Annotated in this window: 19 protein-coding genes; 2 read left to right on the top strand and 17 right to left on the bottom strand. The window is 63.3% G+C overall.

The annotated features are described in order from the left end of the window. Positions 1 to 424: 424 nt before the first annotated feature. The 10 genes from B5F89_RS09545 to B5F89_RS09500 form a co-directional block, all read right to left on the bottom strand. Complete coding sequence (locus B5F89_RS09545) at positions 425 to 568, bottom strand: rubredoxin-like domain-containing protein (protein ID WP_019129171.1); 144 nt, start codon at positions 566 to 568, stop codon at positions 425 to 427. A gap of 181 nt (positions 569 to 749) precedes the next feature. After that, positions 750 to 1,253 (bottom strand): flavin reductase family protein, encoded by a 504-nt coding sequence (locus tag B5F89_RS09540; protein ID WP_087431554.1) that lies wholly within the window; start codon positions 1,251 to 1,253, stop codon positions 750 to 752. A gap of 76 nt (positions 1,254 to 1,329) precedes the next feature. Further along, positions 1,330 to 2,229, bottom strand: a complete 900-nt coding sequence (locus B5F89_RS09535) for an ankyrin repeat domain-containing protein (RefSeq protein ID WP_087431553.1) — start codon at positions 2,227 to 2,229, stop codon at positions 1,330 to 1,332. Positions 2,230 to 2,247: 18 nt separating this feature from the next. Further along, positions 2,248 to 2,718 (bottom strand): SsrA-binding protein SmpB, encoded by a 471-nt coding sequence (gene smpB / locus B5F89_RS09530; RefSeq protein WP_087431552.1) that lies wholly within the window; start codon positions 2,716 to 2,718, stop codon positions 2,248 to 2,250. Further along, a complete protein-coding gene (locus B5F89_RS09525) occupies positions 2,711 to 3,646 on the bottom strand; it encodes a hypothetical protein (protein WP_239286743.1) in 936 nt (311 codons plus the stop codon). The genes smpB and B5F89_RS09525 overlap by 8 nt, the downstream gene beginning before the upstream one ends. 30 nt (positions 3,647 to 3,676) lie before the next feature. Continuing rightward, positions 3,677 to 5,749 carry an RNB domain-containing ribonuclease gene (locus B5F89_RS09520; RefSeq protein ID WP_239286742.1) on the bottom strand — a complete coding sequence of 691 codons (2,073 nt, stop codon included), beginning with the start codon at positions 5,747 to 5,749 and terminating at the stop codon, positions 3,677 to 3,679. A 264-nt stretch (positions 5,750 to 6,013) separates the two neighbouring features. Next, complete coding sequence (gene ftsX / locus B5F89_RS09515; protein WP_087431550.1) at positions 6,014 to 6,964, bottom strand: permease-like cell division protein FtsX; 951 nt, start codon at positions 6,962 to 6,964, stop codon at positions 6,014 to 6,016. Beyond that, positions 6,954 to 8,105 (bottom strand): cell division ATP-binding protein FtsE, encoded by a 1,152-nt coding sequence (gene ftsE, locus B5F89_RS09510; RefSeq protein ID WP_087431549.1) that lies wholly within the window; start codon positions 8,103 to 8,105, stop codon positions 6,954 to 6,956. Before ftsE ends, ftsX begins: the two co-directional genes overlap by 11 nt. 486 nt (positions 8,106 to 8,591) lie before the next feature. Further along, positions 8,592 to 9,518 (bottom strand): transketolase family protein, encoded by a 927-nt coding sequence (locus B5F89_RS09505; RefSeq protein ID WP_087431548.1) that lies wholly within the window; start codon positions 9,516 to 9,518, stop codon positions 8,592 to 8,594. Between the two features lie 3 nt (positions 9,519 to 9,521). After that, complete coding sequence (locus B5F89_RS09500; RefSeq protein WP_087431547.1) at positions 9,522 to 10,421, bottom strand: transketolase; 900 nt, start codon at positions 10,419 to 10,421, stop codon at positions 9,522 to 9,524. Positions 10,422 to 10,717: 296 nt separating this feature from the next. On the opposite strand from B5F89_RS09500, the gene B5F89_RS09495 reads away from it, so the two are divergent. Beyond that, positions 10,718 to 11,113, top strand: coding sequence for a hypothetical protein (locus B5F89_RS09495; RefSeq protein ID WP_087431546.1), 396 nt, complete (start codon positions 10,718 to 10,720; stop codon positions 11,111 to 11,113). Between the two features lie 368 nt (positions 11,114 to 11,481). On the opposite strand, the gene B5F89_RS09490 is transcribed toward B5F89_RS09495, so the two are convergent. Then, entirely contained in the window at positions 11,482 to 12,852 is a 1,371-nt protein-coding gene (locus tag B5F89_RS09490; RefSeq protein WP_158098464.1) for a PQQ-binding-like beta-propeller repeat protein, read from the bottom strand. Between the two features lie 473 nt (positions 12,853 to 13,325). Here B5F89_RS09490 and B5F89_RS09485 point away from each other — a divergent pair, with 473 nt between their 5' ends. Then, positions 13,326 to 13,820 (top strand): hypothetical protein, encoded by a 495-nt coding sequence (locus B5F89_RS09485; protein WP_143758366.1) that lies wholly within the window; start codon positions 13,326 to 13,328, stop codon positions 13,818 to 13,820. A gap of 162 nt (positions 13,821 to 13,982) precedes the next feature. Here the strand turns inward: B5F89_RS09485 and B5F89_RS09480 are convergent, their stop codons facing one another. From B5F89_RS09480 to B5F89_RS09455, 6 genes are all read right to left on the bottom strand, one after another. Continuing rightward, positions 13,983 to 14,876 carry a YitT family protein gene (locus B5F89_RS09480; protein WP_087431543.1) on the bottom strand — a complete coding sequence of 298 codons (894 nt, stop codon included), beginning with the start codon at positions 14,874 to 14,876 and terminating at the stop codon, positions 13,983 to 13,985. A gap of 530 nt (positions 14,877 to 15,406) precedes the next feature. Continuing rightward, complete coding sequence (prfB, locus tag B5F89_RS09475) at positions 15,407 to 16,543, bottom strand: peptide chain release factor 2 (RefSeq protein WP_087431542.1); 1,137 nt, start codon at positions 16,541 to 16,543, stop codon at positions 15,407 to 15,409. A gap of 5 nt (positions 16,544 to 16,548) precedes the next feature. Then, positions 16,549 to 19,458, bottom strand: coding sequence for a preprotein translocase subunit SecA (gene secA / locus B5F89_RS09470; protein ID WP_087431541.1), 2,910 nt, complete (start codon positions 19,456 to 19,458; stop codon positions 16,549 to 16,551). A gap of 196 nt (positions 19,459 to 19,654) precedes the next feature. Further along, positions 19,655 to 21,085 carry a 6-phospho-beta-glucosidase gene (locus B5F89_RS09465; RefSeq protein ID WP_087431540.1) on the bottom strand — a complete coding sequence of 477 codons (1,431 nt, stop codon included), beginning with the start codon at positions 21,083 to 21,085 and terminating at the stop codon, positions 19,655 to 19,657. 208 nt (positions 21,086 to 21,293) lie between these two features. Further along, the gene (gene celB, locus B5F89_RS09460; protein ID WP_087431539.1) at positions 21,294 to 22,637 is read right to left on the bottom strand and encodes a PTS cellobiose transporter subunit IIC; all 1,344 of its coding nucleotides are present in this window, start codon (positions 22,635 to 22,637) and stop codon (positions 21,294 to 21,296) included. A gap of 17 nt (positions 22,638 to 22,654) precedes the next feature. Beyond that, positions 22,655 to 23,209 (bottom strand): hypothetical protein, encoded by a 555-nt coding sequence (locus tag B5F89_RS09455; RefSeq protein ID WP_087431538.1) that lies wholly within the window; start codon positions 23,207 to 23,209, stop codon positions 22,655 to 22,657. Positions 23,210 to 23,246 lie beyond the last annotated feature (37 nt).

Below are 23,246 nucleotides of genomic sequence, written 5' to 3'. Positions count from 1 at the left end.
GTTCCGGTCGGAGCGGGCGTCGGCGGCGCTGGGCTGGAGGACGCCGGACGAGAACCGCAGGCTGCTCGGCTACGCGGTGTAGGATGTACAGGAAAACGTCCGCAGTCCCCTTCGCGTGCAATCCGCACGCCCCATGTGCAGTCTGCACGCTCCATGTGCAGTCCGCACGCTTTAAGGGCCTTATGGCGTGCTGGATGCACACAAAGTGTGCTAGATGCACATAGGGTGTGAAATATGCACACAGAGCGTGCGAAATGCACATGAGCGCGCCATGGTAGCGTGATCCATCCAGCGGCATTTGCTGTGCGCGAAAGGCTGGGTGACCAAGCGGGCGCCACCACACACCAAAAAGGCACCCCGGACGCAATGCCAGGGTGCCTTTGGGGGTCACGCTTGTGGTTGCGCGACGATGATGCAGCTGGAATTACTCCTCGACCAGCTCGAACTGATCGGGACCGACGCCGCAGACGGGGCAGACGTAGTCCTCGGGGAGCTCGGGCGTATCGACCTCGACCTCATAGCCACAGACAACGCAGACGAACTTGTAGGTCTTCTTCTCGTCACTCATGACAACCGTCCTTTCACAGGCGATGAATGGTATCGCTAGTATAACCACGCCGCTCTGTTCTCAATCACTCGCATATGGCAAACGGCGGAACTCATAATTGCTACAAATTAAGAACCATTTGCGGAGGGGCGCCGACAGACGCGCACGCCGCAACCGTCGAGCTTGCAGAAGCGGCCCTTCCCTACCCCTGATACGAGCTTGCCTTGGGCGGCGTCTTGCCCTTGAGCACGCTGTGGTAGTAGCTGTAGGTGAGCGGCTCCTCCTCAGAGAGGCGCTCCGCATCCACGACCTCGCCGATAAAGAGGAAATGCGTCCCCACGTCGACTGTATCGACCAAGCGGCAGGCAAAGACCGCGCAGGCGTGCTCGGGCGCATAGGGGCTACCGACCGCCGAGACCTCGCAACCGTACTTCTCGAACTTGTCGTACCCGTCACTCGTGCGGAATCCAAAGTTGCCGATATAGGGCATGTCCGCCGTCTTGTCGACCACGGTGACCGTAAAGGCACCCGCGCGGGCGATGACCCCTGCGGTGACGTTCTCTTTGTTGACGGCGACCGAAATGCGCGGTGGCTCTGCGGTGACCTGCACCGCCGTGTTGATGAGGCAGCCGGCACGCTCGCCATCTGCCTGGGCGGACACCACGTAGAGTCCGTAGCTCATCTTGAAAAACGCGGTCATATCCATGAGGCTCTCCCCTCATCGAAGGGTTGTTGAGACCCTTATACCCGCGCGGAGCCAGGCCCGGCAGATGAGACGGAGATTACGGATTGAGGCGGGACTCGTAGGTAGAGAGAGCCTCGGCAGCAGCGTCTTCAGAAAGGTCCCCGATCGTGCGGTCCCCCACGTAGACCTCAAAAAGCGACCACGCCGTGTCGCCCTCCACACTTACGATGCCCGGGTCCGCCCCCATATCGAGCAGGTAGTCGATTGCTTCCTCCGTCTGAGCAAGGCGAGCGGCGTCGTCCCCCTCATACGCGTCCCAGTAGCCCTCAAAGGCACCCGAGCATGCCCACATAAGAGGCGTCCAGCCCGTGGCGTCGTCACGCACGTTGATATCCGCACCGCGCTCGACAAGGGCTTGCACCGACTCGAGCTCGGCATTGCCCTCCTCGCACACCCAAAGCAGCGGGTACTGCGAGCGATAGGCATCTCCCGCGGCATCGGTGCGGTCGAGCGGCGCGTTTACGTCTATCGATAGGCCGAGCTTATCGAGCATGTCCAGAAGCGGCCCCACGACGCGCGCCGCGCGGTACTCAAACGCGAGCGCAAGCAGGTTCTCGGGCGTGTCGCCCCTATCCTCATCAAAGCGGAAGGTGGTTGCCGAGAGGCAGCGCTTAAGCTCGTCGGGGTTGTCATGGCGCACCGCGTCGCAGGCGTCTACGTAACTTGCCGTGGTGTAGTCCACCGCGGCGGGCACGATAACCTGCGAGAGCGAAAGCGCCAATACCGGCACGCTGATGACGTAGAGCACGATGGGGATGGCGATAAGCGGTCCGAGCTTTTTGCCGGCGGCGCGGCGTCGGGGCGTGCGCACGGCAAACACGATCGTGAGGACGACCGCCACAAGAAAGAGGCCGAGGGCGCCCAGAAAGATGGCGAGAAACGCCGCACCCACTGCAAGCAGGGCGCTCAGCAAAACAAGAACCGAACATCCTCCCATACGGCACGTCCCTTCCCGTTAGCGGCTGCGCTCCTTGAGGGCGCGCGCAATCTCGCGGTCGACGTCGCGGCGCGCCATGTCCTCGCGCTTATCGTAGAGCTTCTTGCCGCGGCCGAGGCCGAGCGTGAGCTTGACGCGGCCGTTGGTATCAAAGTAGAGCTCGAGCGGCACGAGGGCGTAGCCGCGGTTGCGGAGCTTGCCGTCAAGGTAATCGATCTGGCGACGGTGGAGCAAAAGCTTGCGGCGCCGGTCGGGGTCGCGGTTGAAGATGGACCCGTGGCTATAGGGGTGAATGTGCACGCCAACGAGCCAGCACTCCCCCTCGCGGATGAGGGCAAAGGTGTCGGTGATCTGGCAGGCGCGCTCGCGCAGGCTCTTCACCTCGGTGCCCGTCAGCACCACACCGCACTCAAACGTCTCCTCAATGGCGTACTCGTGATGCGCGGAGCGGTTCTTGGCGATGGTCTTGCGCTCGCGGCGGCTAGGCATCCTGGTTCCCCTCCTCCGCAGCGCCAACGGTCGCGGAAACGCCGGCTGCGCCAGCAGGCGCGGCACCCTCGCGCTCCGCGCGGAGCTCGGCATCGGCCTCGCGCACAAGCTGGATGAGGGCCTTGGCAGCAGGTGCACCCACCAGGTCGCGCGCACGGATGGTGAAGCGCGTGGCCTCGTCGGTCTTGCCCTGGGCGGCCGCATCGGTCGCGCACATGATAAGACAGACCGCCATCTCGGCATTGGGCTCAGCGGGAACGCCCGCGCCCTCCAGGGCGCCCGCGGCCTCGGCATCCGTGAGCTCGGCAGCCTCGGGATGCTCTGCAGCCATGCGGTCCGCCGCCTGCGCAACAAGGGCGTCGTCCTCGGCCAGGCGACGCGCGGCGCGCACGCAGCCCTCGGCAGCGGCGGCGTTCTCCTCGTCCATAAAGAAGAGGGCGAGGTTCACGTAGGCGCGTGCAGCCGAGACCGGGTCGCTCGCCCGCTCGATAACCGAGTGCGAGAGCGACGCCCACTCCTGCGCATTGCCGAGCGTGCGGAAGACGCCGGCGAGGTTCAGCCGGTGCACGCAGTTCATGGGGTCCCAGCGGACCGCCTGCATAAGGGCGTCACGCGCGAGGGTGAACTCGTTTTGGCGGATATAGGCAAAGCCGAGGGCGGCGTAGAGGCGGTCGAAGGGCAGCGGCGCCGGCACGAGGCGGCGCGGGTCGCGCTCGACGCGGCGGTACGCAAGCCACTCGAACTCGTCGGCAAAGCTAAAGTACTGCACCTCGTCGGTGGTAACGCAGGCGCTTGCTATGTAATCCTCGGCAGCATCGCGCAGGTCCTGCAGGTACGGCAGAGCGCGGTCGATGTCGCCCTGCGCGAGGAAGTTCTCGGCATGGGCGAGGTCGTCGAGCGTAAAGGGAAGGTCCCTCATCTGGTCCATGTTCGCATGTCCTCCCATTCGGTCAGGCCCCTAGTGTAGCGCACGCACGACGTGCACGAGCTTGAGATCGAGGTGGCCGCGCAGCACGTTGGTGGAAGCGACCTCTACGATGACGCGGTCGCCCACGCGTACCACGCGACCCGTCGAGGCACCGGTGATGGAGAGAGTTCGCTCGTCAAAATCGAACCACTCGTCGCCCACGGAGGAGAGGCGGACGAGCCCCTCTGCATGCGTGTCGTCGAGGCGCACAAAAAGGCCCATCTGGTCCATCCAGACGATGCGCCCCGCGGCGCGCTCGCCCACGCGCGAGGCGTAGTAGGTTGCCACCATGACCTTTTGCGAGGCGTGCGCGGCGGCGTCCGCCATGCGCTCGCGGTCGCTCGCGCCCCGGCATATTTGTGGCAGCACGTGTTCGAGCGCGTCGCGCCCGCTACCGGTAAGATGCGCGGCACGCGAGCGGGCCTCACGAGCGCCGAGCTGCTCCGCTGCCAGAACCTGCTTGAGGACCCGGTGGACGATGAGGTCCGGGTAGCGGCGAATGGGACTTGTGAAGTGGCAGTACGCGGGAGCACCGAGGGCATAGTGCCCCTCGTTAGCGGGCTTGTAGAGGGCGCGCTGCATGGCGCGGAGGAGAAGCGCGTTGGCAATCTCGCCCGCTCCGGTGCGCTCCGCATGCGCAAGCGCGGCCCGCATGGCGGCCTGGTCGCCCGCCTCGATCCGGCGGGCCCCGGCGCGGTCAATCACACCGAGCTCGTTTAAGGTCTCCGCCGCGGCGTGGAGATGGTCGGGCGAAGGCGGCTCGTGCACGCGATAGGCGCACGGCGTATCCAGGACGGCCAGGCGCTCCGCCACGCACTCGTTGGCAAGCAGCATCGCCTCCTCGATGAGCGAGGTCGCAGCGGTGCGCTCGCGCGAGACGAGCGCCTGCGGCACGTCGCCCTCGCCCATGAGCGCATGCACCTCGACGGTGTCGAAGTCGATGGCGCCGCGCGCGAGGCGAATTGCTGTGCGCTTCTGGGCGAGCTCGTGCGCCAAGGCGAGAAACGCGGCAAGGTCCACGCCCTCGGCCGCAGCGCGGGTAATCTGCTCCGACAGCGACAGGCCGCCGTGCGGGCACGGCGGCTCCGGGCGGTGTGCAGCGGCGTCCCGGTCCGTAGCGGCGTCCCGGTCCGTAGCGGCGCCCTGGCCCGCTTCGTCGTCCCGGCTCGCAGCGGCGCCCTCCAACAGCGCATCTGCCTGGTCGTAGGACAAACGGACGCGCGAGCGAATGACGCTCGGATACATGCGCACGCGACGCGGACGCCCCGCTCGGTCGAGCTCCATATCCACCGTGAACGCTAAGCGGTCCTCGCCCGCCACAAGCGAGCAGAGCTCGTTCGAGAGGCGCTCGGGCAGCATCGGCAGCACGCGATCAGCAAGATAGACCGAGGTCCCGCGGCGGCGCGCCTCGAGGTCGATCGAACCGTCCCAGGCAACGTAGTGGGACACGTCGGCAATGTGCACTCCGAGGGCGTAGCCGCCGTCTGTCGTACGCGCGAGCGAGATGGCGTCGTCAAAGTCTCGCGCGTCGACCGGGTCGATGGTGAGGACAAAACGGTCGCGCAAATCGCGGCGCAGCGGATCTGCAAGCGCCGCCTCCACGTCGAGCGCAAGCCCCTCGGCCTCGCGCTCCGCAGCCTCGGGATAGCCTTCCACAAGGTCGTAGCGCGCCATAATGCACTGAACGCCGAGGTCGGGAGCATCCGCGCCGCCGAGCCTCCGCTCGATGGTCACCACGCCGGATTCGTAGCGGGTGGGATAAGAGACAATGCGCGCGAGGACCACGTCGCCCTCCGCAACATGCGCATCTTGCGCAGAGAGGTCGCCGGGCAAGACGAAGAAGTCCGCATGCAGACGCGTGTCGAGCGGGCGGATCGCCCCGAGCGGGCCCGCGGTGGCATAGGTGCCCACCACCGTTACCGCGGCGCGCTCGATCACGCCCTCTACCACGGCACGGCGCTCGCCGCGCTGGCCGCGGTGCAAGCTCACGGCCACCGTGTCGCCGCCCATTACCTCGCGCAGAGAGCGGCCCGCCAATCTGAACGAGCCCTCGGCCGTCTCCACCAGTGCACCGTGCTCGCGCAGGATTACGGTGCCGGTAAGGCTCGGGCGACGAACGCTGCGCGCCGGCCCGCGATGAGATCTATGTCGACGTTGGCGCCCCACGGCGCACCTCCCCTCCAACGGGTCTTATGGGGTAAAGCCAGCAAACAGCCCACTGGCAAAGATGCACATTTTGACCCCGTCCCCAAATGTGCCAAAGCTGCAAAAGGGGCCGGGAGCGCAGCCCCCGACCCCTAAACGTAACCTGTTAGCGTGCGAGCTCTGCTACACCTTGAGGTAGCGGCGCATGGCAATGGCAGAACCAAAGAGGCCAATGACCACGCCCACGAGTGCGAGCGCCGCGTAGGTAACCAGGTAGATGTCGAGCGGGATGGTGATGTTGAAAAGCGAGCCGAGCGCCGCCTGTGCCGTCGGCACAAGAATGTTGCGCATGAGCTCGAGTGCACCCACCGCGAGCAGCGCGCCCAGGATTGCCTGGATGACGCCCTCGGTGATGAAAGGCCCGCGGATGAAGCCGTTCGACGCACCCACGAGACGCATGATGGCAATCTCACGGCGACGTGCGGTGATGGACAGGCGAATCGTGTTGTTGATGAAGATGAACGCGATAAAGGTGAGAAGCGCTACGAGCACCACGGCGGCGATGCGGATGTAGCCCGTCACCTCAAAGAGCACGCTGACCTCCTCCTGGCCCCAGATCACGCCGGCGTTAACGTCGGCATCGACGTCGTCGACCTCGGGGTCGTCGTCATCGACGATTTTGCGGAAGAGCTCGTCGTTCTTGATACGCTCCGCGGTGTCCGCCACCTGCGAGGAGTCCTCCATCTGGATAACAAAGGAGCGCGGCAGCGGGTTCTCGCCGTCGAGCGCACTGATGGTGGCCTCGGCGTGGTCGGACATGGTCGCGCGGTAATCCTCGAGCGCGTCCTCCTTGGTCTTGAAGTCGATGTGGGCGACGTTATCCCACGTCTCGAGCTCGTCACGGAACGCCTGGATGTCCTCGTCAGAAGCCTCGTCGGAAACAAAGGCGGTGATGGTGACCGTCTGCTCGATGTCGCCGATGACCGAGGTGATCATCGCAGAGCCGATGATGAAGAGGCCGATGATGAAAAGCGACAGGAAGATAGTGAAGACCGCACCGAGCGAAGAGGTCCAGTTGCGGAAGAAATGGCTCCCCGCCTCGCGCAGGGAATAGCCGAGATTGCTAGGCGCCATAGTTGCCGTAGCCTCCCCTCTCTTGGTCGCGGACCACGTGGCCCGCCTCGAGCGAAATAACGCGACGGCGCATGGAGTCGACCATTTCGCGGTCGTGCGTCGCCACGATGACCGTGGTGCCCGTGCGGTTAATGCGCTCGAGCAGCTTCATGATGCCGAGCGAGATCGCCGGGTCGAGGTTACCGGTGGGCTCGTCGCAGATGAGCAGCGGCGGGCGGTTGACCATGGCGCGCGCCACGGAGACGCGCTGCTGCTCGCCGCCGGAGAGCTGGTCGGGCATGGAGTCCATCTGGTCGGCGAGGCCCACGAGGCGCAGCACCTCGGGAACCTGCGTGCGGATGACGCCGCGCGGCTTGCCGATGCACTGCAGCACGAAGGCAACGTTCTCGTAGACCGTCTTGCCGGGCAGCAGCTTGAAGTCCTGGAACACCGTGCCGATCTGGCGACGGAAGAACGGAACCCTGCGATTCTTCAGGCGCATGAGGTCCTGACCCGCCACGAGCACGCGGCCCGAGGTGGGCTTGACGTCGCGCGTCATGGTGCGCAGAAGGGTCGTCTTACCGGAGCCGGAGTGACCGACGAGGAAGACGAACTCGCCCGGATAGATCTCGATGTTGACGTCATCGAGCGCGGGCTTGTTGGGCTGCGCGGGATAGACCTTGGTGACGTGCTCAAAAAGGATCACGGGCTCGACACCGGCCTCACGCGCCTGCTTGCGCGCAGACTCCACCGGTGCAAAGACCGTGGTGAAGTTGGGGTCGTCGAGAGCCTCGTTGAGATCGGCGATCTCCTCGGCCTGGTCGGGCGTGATCTCGGGCTCGGGCTCGGCCGTCACCTCGGGGATGGCGGACATCTCAGGCACGTTCAGCGCAGCGGGAATGCTCACGCCGGCGCTGGCGAGAAAAGCCCCCGTGTCATCCGGGCTCGGCGCAGCGGCGCCGCCGACCATGGGGTTAACCGCGGGTTGAGCGGAAAAACCGGAATCGGCCGCATCGGCGGGCGCGGTCGGCGCCCCGGCGGCGGTATCTGCCACGGCGTCGGAATCGGTTGAAAGTGCGAAGTGCGAAGCTGCGACGGGTTCCGCTGACGGCGTGCTGACCTCGTCCTGCCCCTCTTCGGGTTTGCGGAAGTGGTTGGCCACAAGCGCTCCTTCAAGTCGTGCGTTTGAATTACATACGGGACTATTTTACCAGCGCGTTAGCGCCTGCACACAAGCGGCACAGACCGAAAGGCGGCGTCACGCGTCGGTTGAGCGGGTTTGCCCCCGCCGATGCGCCCGCGCCGCAAAATTGTGTGCACTGAAACAGATTGTGTATAGTGAAACTCAGGTATTTCACCGCACCGATTCTAGTGTCACCGTCTCTACCTGCAACTTCGTTATTCCCCATGTCGCATTGCCAAAGTTTAGGTATACACAATTTGGACGAGACGGTCGGGTAGACAGTTTCGGTATACACAATCTCGGCGAGGGTTGCTGACGGGCGCGGACAAGGCAGACGCCTGCAAACAGGCATCTGCGCCGGCGAGGCGATCGTGCCACGCCGGCGCAGATACCGGAAATACGTTTCGTTGGACAACGCACCAGCTCCAGGGGCTGACACCCCGGGAGGCTGAAAATGCGCCGCGTCTACTTACCCAAAAGCTCGCGCACGCGGGCGGCAATCGCCGCGGCGTCGAGGCCGTAGTAGGAAAGAAGCTCGGCGGCGGTGCCCGACTGGCCAAAGCCCGTCATACCCATACGGGTGACCGGCACGGGGCACTTCTCAGAAAGAAGCTCGGCCACGGCGGAACCCATACCGCCATAGATGCTGTGCTCCTCCACGGTGAGAACGCGCCCGCACTTGGAAGCGGAGGCGATAATGGTCTCCTCGTCGAGCGGGCGGATGCTCATAACGTCGACAACCTCAGCATTGATACCCTCAACGGCGAGCTCTTCGGCTGCCTTCAGGGCGTGTGCCACCTCAACGCCGCATGCCATGATGGCGATGTCGGCGCCCTCACGCACCACGTTGGCAAAGGCCACGTCGCAGGTGAAACCGTCCTCGTAAATCTCGGGCAGGGGCTCGCGGCCCAGGCGCACGTAGAAGGGGCCGGGCGTCGTTGCGGCCACGCGAATCGCCGCGCAGGCGCTCGCATAGTCGGCGGGCACGAGCACGCGCATGCCGGGAAGCACGCGCATGAGTGCGATGTCCTCGAGCGCCTGATGGGTGGCGCCGTCGGGACCAACGGTGATGCCGGCGTGCGTGGGGCAGATCTTGACGTCGAGATCCGAGTCGCAGACGGTGTTGCGAATCTGCTCCCAGCAGCGGCCCGTGCCAAAGACGGCAAACGAGCCGGTAAAGACCGTGCGGCCGGTAAGCGCGAGACCGGACGCCACTCCAATCATGTTCTGCTCGGCGATGCCCACATCAACGAGTCGATCGGGATACGCCTTGCCAAAAGCGCCGGTGGTGGTGGAGCCGCAGAGGTCCGCGTCCACGGCCATGATGTCCTGACCCTCGTCAACGAGTTTGATAAGCGTCTCGCCAAAAGCGGCGCGGGTTGCCTTAGCCATGTCTTAGGCCTCCTTCTGCGCTGCAAGGAGCGCCTCGTACGCGGCATCGATCTCGGCGAGGGCAACCTCGGTCTGCTCGGGCGAGGGGGCGTTGCCGTGCCAGCTCACCTGGTCCTCCATGAACGAGACGCCCTTGCCCTTGATGGTCTTGGCGACAATGACAGCGGGTTTGCCGCTCACCGCAACCGCTGCCTCAAGCGCCGCGCGGACAGACGCGATGTCGTGGCCGTCGGCGGCGATGGCCTCCCAACCAAAGGCGCGGAACTTGTCCGCCACGGGCTCGATGTTATTGACATCGGTCACATGGCCGTCGATCTGCAGGTTGTTGAGGTCAACGATAGCAACGAGGTTGTCGAGCTCCTGGTTGCCCGCAAACATCGCGGCCTCCCAGTTCTCGCCCTCCTGCATCTCGCCGTCGCCAAGGAGCACAAAGACGCGGCGCGGCTCGGAGCCGCCACGCTCAGCGTCGAGCTTGAAGCCGAGCGCAATGCCGGAGCCAATCGATAAGCCCTGGCCGAGCGAACCCGTGCAGACCTCCACGCCCGGGCAGGCGTGACGGTCGGGATGGCCCTGCAGGCGGCTGCCCACCTGACGAAGCGTCGTGATCTCGTCGTGCGGAAGGTAGCCGAGTTGGACGAAGAGCGCGTAGAGCGCCGGCGCCGCGTGGCCCTTGGAGAGGATGAAGCGGTCACGCTCGGGGTTCTCGGGGTCGGTCGGATCCATACCGAAGAGACCGGAGTAGAACAGCGTCGCCATAATGTCGGTCGCCGAGAGCGAGCCGCCCGGATGGCCGGAGCCCGCAGCCCCCAGCATCTCGATGATGTCGTGCCGCATGCGGTTGGCGATGAGCGCAATCTCCGCGTCGCTCCGCGCGCTGGCCTGTCTCAGTGCATCTGTTGCCATGAACATCCCTCTCTGGGTTAGGTCTGGGGCAAAAGCCAACTCATCATAGCAGCTCAGACGCCGTGTTTAGTAAACACATCCCATATCGACCAACATTTAATGGTCGCAGCACGCGATATAACGTTTCATCATGCATGGTGCGCAGGCGGTGCAAGAGGCGCGTTCACAGAACCGTCACGGCAACCGTTTGCCGGTGACCCCCCGCACTCGCCGAATTATCCGATGGACCGTTGCATGGCTTCTATCGCGCTGGGTAGGAGCCGGATAAGGTTACGTTGCGACTGTAGGGAGGCACCGTGAAGCTCCCGACCTCACTTGAGCGAAGCGCTCAGGCCTTTGTCATTGCGCTTTCTTGGGGATACGTCTGCCTTGCCGTGCCCTATGCCACCGAGCCGGTGGCGGTGCGGTGGACCGTCTGGTACTTCCAGCCACCAAACGAGGCGTACAGCCTCGAGGCGATTCTGGCCACAAATCTCCTTGGCGCCGCGCTCGTCCTCGCCCTCACCGTCTTGGTGGTCGGTCGACTCCCGGAGCGTGCACGTCAAGTGGTCGGCGCGGTGCTTGCCGTTTTATCGGCCGCCCTATGCGTGTTCTACATTGCTTCCGGCATGTTGCTCGGCCAAATGTGCGCACTGGCCTTTGGCATCGTCCTCGGCCTCTCAGCGGTGTACTGGACGCGCGCCAAACGATAGAAATGCTCGGGGCAGCGGCGCGAGAGACCGGCGGCACAAGAGACGCGTTCACTGAGCCACCACAGCTACGGGCTCGGCTTGTCTTATGCGACCTTGGCCTACGACTTGCGACGAAGCAACGATCCGACAACGACTATCAGCGCGGTAACAACAACCGCACCGATTAGCCAAGCAATAACGCGCGAGATCGTGGGGCCGTTTGGGGCAAAGAGCATCGCCACTACTTCCCCACCGATAAGCCCGCAGACAATCGCGACCACGTCGAACACCTTAAAACGCTTTTCTTTCTCCGTGACAGCTCCAATATACGTCCCGAGGTTTCCCCTTAACCGCGGTACCTCCCCCTTTTTGCAGCCCCTTGCCTTCTCTTAGACCTCATCCGCAGGGCCGATAGCGTACAGCCACCGCTCGCCGTAGGGCCCACCCACAAAGTAGAGCATGCCGTCCGCCGCAAGTAGCTGCTGCTCCCATACGTCGCGGTCACGCCCCTCGGCATCAATTACAAGCTCTGGCTCGCCCGGCACGCCGCCCTCTAGTGCTGCGTAATAGATGCCGGCGCGGCCAAGGTAGTACATCCCCTCGCCCATACGCACGGGCGTCGACTCGATTTCCGGCGCATCATGACGCTCTAGCACCTCAAGCGTCTCAGCATCAAAGACCACACACTCCCCTGCTGACGGGTTGTAATCCCCGTCGAAGCGCTTCGCATCTTCATCCTGCGTTGCCGCGTTCACAATCACACGCCCGTCCGCCAGAAGCGGTCGCGCGCCCGAGGGAACACGTTTGACAGAATCCGTGCAAGCGTCTTGCGCAATCGCTGCCACAAGCGCACCGTTCTCCACGTCCACCTTATAGAGCGTACCAAGCTTGGACTGGAAATAACACGGCAGCCCTCCCTCATCGCTCATGGTAAGGCCCATGTAGATGGGGCTGTCCGTCTCAAGAAAATCGAGCGTCTCGCCCGTCTGCATGCCCAGCAGACCGAGACCAGAGCCATCCGGCATGGGCAGGAGAAGGCCCGCATCCACCGCAACGGGATACCCAAGACCGCCGGCCGTATCCAAGCGGCCCTCGAGCTGGCGGGTCCAGCGCGCCACACCCGTAGACGCCTCAACACAGGCAAGCAACGACATGTTTTCCAACTGATAGCTCGAATAGCCGACAACAATCGCAGTGCTGCCCATCGCCAAGCTCGTACAACGCCAAGGAGCATCGGAAAAGTACAGCGTCTCGCCACCGCCCCATGACGTAATGCCCGGCGAACGTGTCGAGCAGCAAAGCGTCGCCCACAGCTGCGCGCCCGAGGCGACATCGAACGCAACGACATAGCCTCCCGACGTTGCCGCATACATCACATCCTGTGATGCAGCAATGCTCATGATGTCCCCTACGGGATCTTCCTCATCGCTGTCTACGACGGAAAACTGGTGAGCGACCTCCCCGGTTTCCGGAGTGAATCCAAACACCGTACCGCCCGCACCGACATAGACCCTGTCACCGATTGCGAGCATGTTGCTTGCGCTAAAGACAAAATTTGACCGCAGGACCGAAAGCGGTTGCTCCGTATCATCCGTTGTAATGCCCTCGTAGAGCAGTAGCGTATCCCAGGCGACTTGCAGATCCATAGGACCGGCATTCGAATTGCCCTCGGAACCTGCTAGGTCGGCAGATTCGCTGCCGCCGGTCACAGGTGCCGAGCATCCCTGCAGGGCAATTCCGCCGGTCGCCGCCAAACCCATCAGAAACGTCCTTCTCGTTGGCAGCCCCATTCCTTCCTCCCAACCCAGAGGTAGATGCTCGCGCCGGCAAAACGCAGACGTCCGTCGCACGAACATCCCGGCAGTCACTCTCAGTATAATTCGGCTGTTTTTTTTTTGGAAGAACTCTGGGTAAAAACGCGCGCCGCGAATTCGCTACCCTCATTTCAAGATAATCGTATGCGTAAGCACAACTTCAGGCAGTTGTAGAGGACTATGCCCCAACAGGAGCTGTCCCCAATTATTGGACCGGATGGGGCGGCGACCTTGCACCTAGGTTTGCCTCAGCTTTTGCATCGCTTGGCAATCCACCTGATATGGGTGTGTTCCAAAATGCCGCTGATGCCGTTATCGGTGCGGTGCAGGAATCCTCGCGTGCAACTGCCCGGATCTATAGGAGGCCCACCGTGCTTTGGCTCGCATTTCTGCTCTGCGTTGCCTTTTCAGCAATAACAATGCCGTTCCTTAGCGAGGAGCGTCTCCTCGCAGCTGTCCTGGGGTTCGGCGGCATCTTTGTGCTTGGAATCTGCATCAGCGCCGTCATTGATGCGGCGGGTTACTGCGGAACGATGTTCTTCCGCGCGATATCAATCTACATGCCTGGTTGGATTACCGCCTTCATGCTGGCACGCACCATTATCGTAACGGGACGTTCGGTCAATGGCGCCCCTCCGAGCGCGGGGCGCGTAGTGCGTCGCGGGGTCCTGTGGTTAGCTGCGATAGCCGCATTCGGGCTCATCACGTTGCTGAGCGTAGCCTTTGACCCTATGGTCGAGAGCCGGAACTTTGAATACAACGGGCAACGCTACGTGGGAACACTCATCGGACTGAGCACCGACCCCGTCATCTACGAGGACATGGGGCCCATCGTCTGCCGCAAGCTCGACCTCCCCTACGACTCGCCTCTATATCACGAGCTCGCGAGCGCCTATTGGAAGGCGCGATTTTGAACTGGCGGCCGAACGCGTTTCCCCCGCATCTTCGAGCATCGCAGAGAGGAAGAGCCGAGATACCTCTGGGCAGTTCTAAGTGGCTCTCAATAGCTCTAAGCAACCCGAGTGCAACCGACAAATCGTAAGCTAGCTTGGGCGAGCGCGCCATTCATAGGCCGTCTATACGCCCTGGCCCAGTTCGCCAAAGCCCTCGCCGAGCGCCTCGTTCACGTCGGAGATGACCATGATGGCGTTCTTGTCGTGCTCGGCGACGACGGCCTTGAGCATCTGGATCTCGCGCTTGTCAAGGATCACGAAGAGCATGGGGCGCTCCTCGCCCGTCCACTCGCCGCGTGCCTGAATACGGGTGACGCCGCGCTCGAGGCCGTGGAGGATGTCGTGCGCGATCGCCTCGTAGCGCTCGGAGATGATGAAGGCGGCGCGCTGGCTGTTGCCGCCGTCGACCACGCGATCGAGCACAAGGCCGGTCACCACCATGGAGAGCGCCGCGGCGAGGGCGTTGTCCACCGAGAAGACCGGGGCCGATGCCGCACAGATGAGGCAATCGATCACCATGACGGTCGAACCGAGCGGCAGCGAGAACTTGCGAGCGATGATCTGCGCGACGGTATCCGAGCCGCCCGTCGACACGCCGCAACGGAAGGAGAGGCCAAGGCCCAGACCCAAGATGATACCGCCCCAAAGCGCGGGCACCAAAAGCTCGGTGTGCGCGAGCGGCACCACAAAGGGCGCGAAGAGGTCGCAGAAGATACCAAAGAACACAAAGCCCGTTGCCGTCTGAATGGCGTAGAGCGCCCCGCCCGAGCGCACCACCAGAAGCATGATGGCGGCATTCATAACGATGGTCTGGATACCGACGGGCAGGTTTATGCCCTGGCGCGCCGCGAGCTCGTTGATGATGGTCGCGATACCGGTCACGCCACCCGCGGCGAGGCCGTGCGGGATGAGAAACATGTCCGTTGCGAGCGCCGCGATTGCGCAGCCAAATATCACGAGCGGCAGGTCACGCACAAACTGCGAGCGGATGAGATCGGAGATACTGCGGGACACCATGGCCCGTCCTTTCTGCGCACGGTCGCCGCTTGCCGCGGCGCGCCGCCGTACCCTAACAGGCGCATGGTCGTTTAATATGCCGGAGGTATTGTAGCACGGACGCCGCGGCGCCCGTCGCAGTCCCGCAGGGGGGCGCCGTCCCGCAGGGCCGCTGGGATACCGTCCGAGCTTGGGGTAGGACCGACCGGTTCGCCCGTATGGAGGTAAGCGGTGGCTGCTGAATCACGCAAGAACCTCTGTGCCGCCCTAAATGCGATCTCATGCCCGAAATGGGCATCAAATTCAGGAAGGGGCGCGTACAGCCGGAATATCGCATGAAAAACCGCAGCGGAGGGCCGAAATAAAGGGGGCTAAACTCCCCTCTCCGCAATTATGATGCCCACTTTAGACGCGAACTGTCCGGAGCGGCCGTTTTTGCCTACCACACAACCGAGCTGTAGGGTGCGCCAGATCGGTGCAAAGCGAAAAGGCACGGTCTTTTGGACCGTGCCTCCAAAGCTGAACAGCAAAAAGACGTGCCCCGAAAAGCCCTACTCGGCGTTACCGGTGGCCCAGCGGTGGTAGCCAATGATGAACGGGTCGAGGTCGCCCTCGTCAAGCACGCTCTCGACATTGCCCGTCTCCACGCCGGTGCGCAGGTCCTTCACCATCTGGTAGGGATAGAGCACGTAGGAGCGGATCTGGTTGCCAAAGCCAATCTCGGTCTTGGGACCGCGAATCTCATCCAGCTGGTCCTCGCGCTTTTGGAGCTCGAGCTCGTAGAGGCGCGCTTTGAGGATCTGCATGCACGCAGCTTTGTTCTGAATCTGGCTGCGCTCGTTTTGGCAGGTGACCACAATGCCCGTGGGCAGGTGCGTCACGCGCACGGCGGAGTCGGTGGTGTTGACGCCCTGGCCGCCGGGGCCGCTCGCGTGGTACACGTCCACGCGAATGTCGTCGGGCGCGATCTCGATGTCGATGTCGTCCGGCAACACCGGGATGACCTCGACACCGGCGAACGTGGTCTGACGGCGCTTCTTGGCGTCGGTGGGGCTGATGCGCACCAAGCGGTGCACGCCCGCCTCGGCGCGGAGCATGCCAAAGGCGTCCTTGCCCTCGACGGTGATGGTGGCGCGGTCGATGCCGATGACCTCGGCCGCGGGGCAGTCGTTTACCGTGACTTTCCAGCCTCGGCGGGCGCAGTACTTCATGTACATCTTGAAGAGCATGAAGGTCCAGTCCTGCGCCTCAAGACCGCCCTGGCCGGGCTTGATGGTGAGAATCGCGTCACCGTGGTCAAACTCACCGGTGAACCAGCTCGAGAGCTCGAGCTCGTCGATGACGTGTGCGAGCGAGCGGGCAGAGACCGTAGCCTCCGCCTCAAACTCCGCCGCCTCCTCCGGCTCGGACTCGGAGGCAAACTCAAGGGCGGTACGGGCATCGCCGAGGGCGGTGCGGGCACCCTCGACCGCGTTCACGTCGTCGCGCGCGGAGGAGAGCTCGGCCATGAGGGTGCGTGCGCGGTCGCCGTCGTCCCAAAAGCCGGGCGCGGCGCTCTCGCGCTCGAGCTCGGCCACGCGGCCGCGCTTCTCGTCCAGGTGCAGGTACTTCTCGACCTCGTCGAGACGCGCCTCCAGAGCGTCGAGCTCCTCGGGCGTGACGACGGCCTTCTCGCTAGCGTCCGCCATGGCGCCTACCGGTTCCTGCCGTGGCAGTTCTTGAACTTCTTACCGCTGCCGCAGGGGCAGGGGTCGTTGCGCCCGACGTTGGCGTAGGGGTCGCCGCTCTCGGCCTTGACATAGGTCTTGACCGTACCGGCACCGGGCTGCGGCGCGGGCGCGCCACCGGAGGCCGCCGCCATGGCAGCCGCCTGCTGGCGAAGGGTCGAGGACGCCGCCGCCCGCGCGCCGTCCACCTCGGTCGGACCGGAGTAGGTGGCGCCTGTGAGCGCGGGCTCCTCGGGCTGGCGCTCGGCCGCCGCGGGGGCGCGGCGCACCTCGATGCGCAGCACCGTGCGCAGGTAGTCCTCGTACATGGTATCGACGAGCGTGCGGAACGCCGCGAACGCCTCGCCCTTGTACTCCACGAGCGGGTCACGCTGGCCAAAGCCACGAAGGCCGATGCCCTGCTTCAGGTAATCCATCTCCTGCAAGTAGGTCATCCAGCGCGTGTCGATCACGCGGAGCATGACCTGGCGGTTGAGCTTTGCCATGAGCTCGGAGCCCAAGCTCTCGGCGCGCTCGTCGTAGCAACGCTTGACGTAGGCGAGGACCTCGGCCTTGAGCTCGTCAAAGGACTTGTCCGCAAAGTGCGGCACGTCCGCGCGGCCCGTGAGGCCGGCGACCCAGCCGTGCAGACCCTCGAGGTCGCGCTCGCCCTCGCGGGAGTCCGTTGTGCAGAACTCGCCCACGCAGCGCGCCACAGTGTCCTCGATGACCTCGGCGATGTGGTCGGAAAGGTCCTTGCCGTCCAGAATCTTGTTGCGCTCGGCGTAGATGACCTGGCGCTGCTTGTTCATAACGTCGTCGTACTCGAGCACGTTCTTACGCATGGAGAAGTTGATGTTCTCGACCTTGCGCTGGGCGCCCTCGACGGCTTTGGACACGAGCTTGGCCTGGATGGGCATGTCGTCCATCTCGGCCTTCTGCATGAGGCTCGAGATCTTGTCCATACGCTCGCCGCCAAAGAGGCGCATGAGGTCGTCTTCGAGCGACAGGTAGAACTGCGTCTCACCGGGGTCGCCCTGACGGCCGGAGCGGCCGCGGAGCTGGTTGTCGATACGGCGGGACTCGTGGCGCTCGGTGCCGATGACGCAGAGGCCGCCGAGGTCCACCACCTGCTTGTGCTCGTCATCGCACACCTTGCGGGCGCGCTCGAGTTCGGTCGCATACACCTCGGAGATACGCGCGAGCGCGTCCGCCTCGACCTCCACGCCGGCGTCGGCGAGCTGGTCGGGGTCGATCACGCCATGGTCGGAAAGCGCGAGCACGCGGTCGAGCACCGCGGGGTCGACGCCAAAGTCGTAGGCGCGGGTCGCCTCGTCGGCGAGCGCCTCGGGATTGCCGCCGAGCAGGATGTCCGTACCACGGCCGGCCATGTTCGTGGCGATGGTGACCGCGCCCAGGCGGCCGGCCTGCGCCACGATCTGCGCCTCGCGCTCGTGGTACTTGGCGTTTAAGACCTCATGCTCGATACCGCGCTTGTCGAGCAGGCGCGAGAGGCGCTCGGAGCTCTCGATGGACACGGTGCCCACCAGCACCGGCTGGCCCGCGGCGTGGCGCTCGGCCACGTCTTCCACCACCGCGCGGAACTTGGCATCGATGGTGCGGTAGATGAGGTCGTCGTGGTCGACGCGCTGGGACTCCTTGTTGGGCGGAATCACCTGGACCGGCAGCTTGTAGATCTCGCGGAACTCGGCATCCTCGGTCATAGCGGTACCCGTCATGCCCGAGAGCTTGTCGTAGAGGCGGAAGTAGTTCTGCAGGGTGATGGTCGCGAGCGTCTGGTTCTCCTCGCGCACCATAAGGCCGTGCTTGGCCTCGATAGCCTGGTGCAGACCCTCGGAGTAGCGCCTGCCCTCCATGATGCGGCCCGTGAACTCGTCGACGATCTTGACCTCGCCGTTCACGATCACGTACTGCTTGTTCAGGTGGAACATGTACTGGGCCTTGAGCGCCTGCTGGAGATGGTTCGCCATCTGACCGGAAAGGTCGGCGTAGATGTCGTCCACGCCAAGGCGCTTCTCGATCTTCTTCAGGCCCTGCTCGGTCGCGGCGATGGTGTGCTTGGCCTCATCCATCACAAAGTCGCCGTCGGGCTCGGGCGCGGGCTCCATGGAAAGCGGGTCTGCCTGGACCTCCTCGGCGCGCTTGAGGCCGCGCACCGCATGGGCAAAGTCGCGGTAGGTGCTTGCCGAGCGCGTGCCGGCGCCCGAGATGATAAGCGGCGTGCGCGCCTCGTCGATCAGGATCGAGTCGACCTCGTCGACGATGGCGTAGGCGTGTCCGCGCTGCACGCGCTGCTCGGGACGCATGACCATGTTGTCGCGCAGGTAATCGAAGCCAAACTCGGCGTTGGTGCCGTAGGTAACGTCGGCGTCGTAGGCGGGGCGCTTGCTCGTGAGCGGCATGCCGTTTTGCAGCAGGCCCACCGACATGCCGAGGAAGCGGTAGATGCGGCCCATCCACTCGGAGTCGCGCTTGGCGAGGTAGTCGTTTACCGTGACGATGTGCACGCCCTTGCCGGGGATGGCGTTCAGGTAGCCGGCGAGCGTGGAGACGAGCGTCTTACCTTCGCCCGTCTTCATCTCGGCAATCTGTCCCTCGTGCAGGGCGATGGCACCGATGAGCTGCACATCGAAGTGGCGAAGCCCCGTGGTGCGGACACTCGCCTCACGCACTGTGGCAAAGGCCTCGGGCAGAAGCTGGTCGAGCGTCTCGCCCGCCTGGTAGCGCTCGCGGAAGAGCGCCGTCTGGCTCTCGAGCTCCTCGTCGGTCATCGCCTGATACGTGGGCTCCAGCTCGTTGATCTTGTCGACGATCTTGCGGTAACGCTTGATGTCCTTGTCCGAGCCGATGGAGAGCAGCTTGGTCATGAAACCCATGGGCGGTCCTTTTCACGCATACGCCGGCACGCTGAGCGGCCGACGGTCAGATTCACACGCGATTACTCTATCCCTAAAGCGGCTCTCGGTTGCGAAGGTTGCGTGTACGCACGGATAAACCACGCACAAACAAGAAGATGGCCCGGGAGGACCCGAGCCATCTTCGGATTGCTAGAGCGCGGGAGCGTAGGGGCCGCTACGCCAGGTCCTCGCCGTTGGTGGCGATGACCTTCTTGTACCAGTAGAAGCTATCCTTCTTGGAGCGCTCGAGCGTACCCTCGTCGTTGTTGTTCTTGTCGACGTAGATGAAACCGTAGCGCTTGTCCATCTCACCGGTGGAGGCGGACACGAGGTCGATGCAGCCCCACGGGGTGTAGCCGATGAGGTCAACGCCGTCCTCCTCGACCGCAAGCTTCATCTGGGTGATGTGGTCGCGGAAGTAGTCGATACGGTAGTCGTCGTGGATGGAGCCGTCCTCCTCGACCTTGTCGTAAGCGCCCAGACCGTTCTCTACGATGAAGAGCGGCAGGTGATACATGTCGGTGAACCAGTTCATGGAGTAACGCAGGCCAACCGGGTCGATCTGCCAGCCCCAGTCGCTCGCCTTGACGTACTTGTTGCGAATGAGATCGCGCGTCTCGTCGTAGTCGAAGTGCGGGTTCTCGGGGTTCCACTCGGTGCAGAACGACATGTAGTACGAGAAACCGATGTAGTCGACCGTGCCGGCAGCAAGCGCGGCGAGGTCGTCGTCGGTGATGTCGAGGTCAAAGCCGCGGCGCGCCCAGAGCGCCTGAATGCACTCGGGATAGTAGCCGCGCACGTGCACGGTGGTGAAGAAGAAACGGCGCTCCATGGCCTTGTGGGCCATGAGGATGTCCTCGGGCTTGCAGGTGGCCGGATAGATGGGGGTCATGGCGATCATGCAGCCGATCTTGAAATCGGGATTGATCTTCTTGCCCTCCTGGACGGCCAGCGCGCTCGCGACGAGCTCGTAGTGCACCGACTGGTACATGAGCTTCTCGCAGTCCTCGCCCTCCTCGACGATGATGCCGGAGTTGGTGAGCAGCGACCAAGAATCCTTGTAGTTGGTCTGGTTGTTGATCTCATTGAAGGTCATCCAGTAGGTGACCTTGTCCTTATAGCGCTCGAAGCAGACCTTGGCGAAGCGCACGAAGAACTCGATGCACTTGCGGTTGCGCCAGCCGCCGTAGCGCTTGGTGAGCATGAGCGGCATCTCGAAATGCGAGAGCGTGATGACCGGCTGGATGCCATGGGCGATGAGGTCGTCGAAGAGGTCGTCGTAGAACTTCAGGCCCTCCTCGTTGGGCTCGAGCTCGTCGCCCTCGGGGAAGATGCGCGACCAAGCGATGGAGGTGCGGAAGCACTTGAAGCCCATCTCGGCGAAGAGCTCGATGTCGCCGTGGTAGCGATGATAGAAGTCGATGGCCTCGTGGTTGGGGTAGCTCTCGCCGGGCAGGATGTCGCCCGTGTAGCGGCGACGGGTGTGCGGGCCGCCCTTGGTGGCGACGTCCATCACCGACAGGCCCTTGCCGCCCTCGTTATAGCCGCCCTCGAGCTGATGCGCCGCGACGGCGCCGCCCCAGAGAAAGCCCTCTTTAAATGCCATGGAAGTCCTCCTGTGCTCAGGGTGTCGGGCGCGCTCGCGACGGCAGAGCCACGTCTGGCGCACCCTCCACAACCTATGGATTACCCAATGCAAAACGCCCACGGTAGCCTCCCTCAGGTTAGACCTAGGGGGCCACCGTGGGCGTCGTCATCGTGAGGGGCTCAGCATGCGCTGAATCCTACGATGGCCCGTTACGGGACGGAAGCGCTTACGCAGCAGCCTGCTCGGCAGCGAGCTTCTCCTGCTCCTCCTTGTAGAGGTTGTTGTCATAGCGCTTGAAGAACGGGAACCAGATGGCACCGGCAACGAGGATGTTCACGACCGAGATAGCGGCGGAAAGCAAGTGACCACCAGTGCCGAGGAACGCGTTCAGCGGGCCAGGCGTGCACCAAGGCGCAGAGGCGATGATGGGGCTGATGAGGCCGACCTGGAACTCGAAGTAAGCGAGGATGACGCAGACAACGGGAGCCGCGATGAACGGAACGATGACGTTGGGGTTGTAGACGATCGGCAGACCGAAGAGGATGGGCTCATTGATGTTGAAGAGAGCCGGGACGATCTCGGCCTTACCGATGGCCTTCAGCTGCTCGGACTTAGCGATGAAGCAGAGCATGAAGGCGAGGCAGAGCGTAGCGCCCGAACCACCAGCGTAGACGAACGGGTTGAACGGGTCGCCAGCGAGGAACATGTGGCCACCGGCGGCGTTCTCAGCCATGTTCGCAAGAGCAATCGCGGAGTAGAAGGAGCCGATGATGGAGGCACCGTGAATACCCACGACCCAGAGCAGGTGGATGAGGAGCTGGATGACGATGAGGCCAGGCAGCGTGTCGCAGATGTAGGTGATGAAGCCGAAGGGGATGGCGATGATGTCGAAGATGTTGGTGCCGAAGGCGAAGAGCACGCCCTGGATGAGCATGTTCACGATGGCGACGAACGCGACCGGGACGAGCGAGGTGAAGGAGTTCGCAACGCCAGCGGGGACGACATCGGGAAGCTTGATGACGATGTGCTTCTGGACGCAGATGGCGTAGATGCGCACGGAGTAGAACGAGACGATGAACGTCACGAAGAGCGCAGCGGAGCCGAAGCGGCCAAGGGTACCGGCGGCAGTGGCCATACCGTTGAAGACGCCAGCCTCAGGATTGCTCATGAGGGAGATGACGCCGTCGACCATCTCAAGCTGCGGGATGAGCATGAGGTAAGAGAACAGCGCGATCTGCACGGCGTTGATCGGCTTGATGCCAATCTCGTCCTCTTCGGACAGGATGCGCGCATACTCGAACGCAATGGCGATCAGGAAGTAGAGCGAGATGGAGCTGATCGTTGCGTAGTTGGCGAGCATGTAAATGTTCGTGACCTGGTTGAACGACACGTCCCAGATGCCCTCGAGGACCGGGAAGGCCTGGGGCAGGACGTTGATAACCAGGAACATCGAACCGACGATGGTGATACCAACGGTGGACATACCGGCCTGGGTAATGGCGCGGACCATGCGGAACTGGGCCATCGTGGTCATCGGGCCCATGACATACTTCTCAAGGAATTCGAACAATGTAAAGTCACATCCTCTCAGGAAACATTGGATGCCTCTGCAGAGACCCGGGCATAGCGCTCATAGCGCTTGTCGGTATGGTCGCGCATCTTCTTGAGGCGACGCAGGACCAAAAGCTCTGCAGCGATGCTGACAAGGCAAAAGACGGCGCCGTACACCGGAAGCGTCAGGAACGGGAAGAACAACTCCCGTCCCATCACGAGGGTGAACACGGCAACCAGGGCGGTAAGCACGACCGAGACGAGGTAGAGCTTCTCGCCGTACTTGAGTTCCTCGTAATCGCGCGCCACGCTAACCATGCACTCAACAAGAGCGATGCCGGCGGTGAGGGCGTTGAACAGAGGAACGATGCAGCCCCAGGAACCGACCGAGAGGATAAGAATGAACCAAGAAAGATTCAGGAAGAAGATGAACGCCGAGGTGTAGCGCACAAACATGAAACGGGTCACGCGGGCGCCGCGCACCAGCTGCTCATCGTAGTAGAACTTCGTCGTGTGCTCGGGGTGCTCCTTCAGGCGGACATCCTCAAGGGCACGCTGACGACGCTTCTTTCTATCCTGCTTTCTCGACACGTCTTACCTCTCCGTAGCCTTTATCTGCACAAGGTTC

Source organism: Collinsella sp. An307, from assembly GCF_002161805.1.
Classification (GTDB): domain Bacteria; phylum Actinomycetota; class Coriobacteriia; order Coriobacteriales; family Coriobacteriaceae; genus Coprousia.
The sequence above is the reverse complement of the archived record's forward strand: the minus strand, read 5'-3'. Positions and strand labels throughout refer to the sequence as shown.

Bases quoted from the DNA above. Each gene is read 5' to 3' on its own strand.
- secA (WP_087431541.1), bottom strand. From the start codon at position 19,458: ATGGGTTTCATGACCAAGCTGCTCTCCATCGGCTCGGACAAGGACATC.
- B5F89_RS09525 (WP_239286743.1), bottom strand. From the start codon at position 3,646: ATGGACCAGATGAGGGACCTTCCCTTTACGCTCGACGACCTCGCCCAT.
- B5F89_RS09535 (WP_087431553.1), bottom strand. From the start codon at position 2,229: ATGGGAGGATGTTCGGTTCTTGTTTTGCTGAGCGCCCTGCTTGCAGTG.
- smpB (WP_087431552.1), bottom strand. From the start codon at position 2,718: ATGCCTAGCCGCCGCGAGCGCAAGACCATCGCCAAGAACCGCTCCGCG.
- B5F89_RS09465 (WP_087431540.1), bottom strand. From the start codon at position 21,085: ATGGCATTTAAAGAGGGCTTTCTCTGGGGCGGCGCCGTCGCGGCGCAT.
- B5F89_RS09505 (WP_087431548.1), bottom strand. From the start codon at position 9,518: ATGGCTAAGGCAACCCGCGCCGCTTTTGGCGAGACGCTTATCAAACTC.
- B5F89_RS09485 (WP_143758366.1), top strand. From the start codon at position 13,326: ATGCCGTTCCTTAGCGAGGAGCGTCTCCTCGCAGCTGTCCTGGGGTTC.
- prfB (WP_087431542.1), bottom strand. From the start codon at position 16,543: ATGGCGGACGCTAGCGAGAAGGCCGTCGTCACGCCCGAGGAGCTCGAC.
- B5F89_RS09480 (WP_087431543.1), bottom strand. From the start codon at position 14,876: ATGGTGTCCCGCAGTATCTCCGATCTCATCCGCTCGCAGTTTGTGCGT.
- B5F89_RS09490 (WP_158098464.1), bottom strand. From the start codon at position 12,852: ATGGGTTTGGCGGCGACCGGCGGAATTGCCCTGCAGGGATGCTCGGCA.
- B5F89_RS09545 (WP_019129171.1), bottom strand. From the start codon at position 568: ATGAGTGACGAGAAGAAGACCTACAAGTTCGTCTGCGTTGTCTGTGGC.
- B5F89_RS09540 (WP_087431554.1), bottom strand. From the start codon at position 1,253: ATGGATATGACCGCGTTTTTCAAGATGAGCTACGGACTCTACGTGGTG.
- ftsX (WP_087431550.1), bottom strand. From the start codon at position 6,964: ATGGCGCCTAGCAATCTCGGCTATTCCCTGCGCGAGGCGGGGAGCCAT.
- B5F89_RS09500 (WP_087431547.1), bottom strand. From the start codon at position 10,421: ATGGCAACAGATGCACTGAGACAGGCCAGCGCGCGGAGCGACGCGGAG.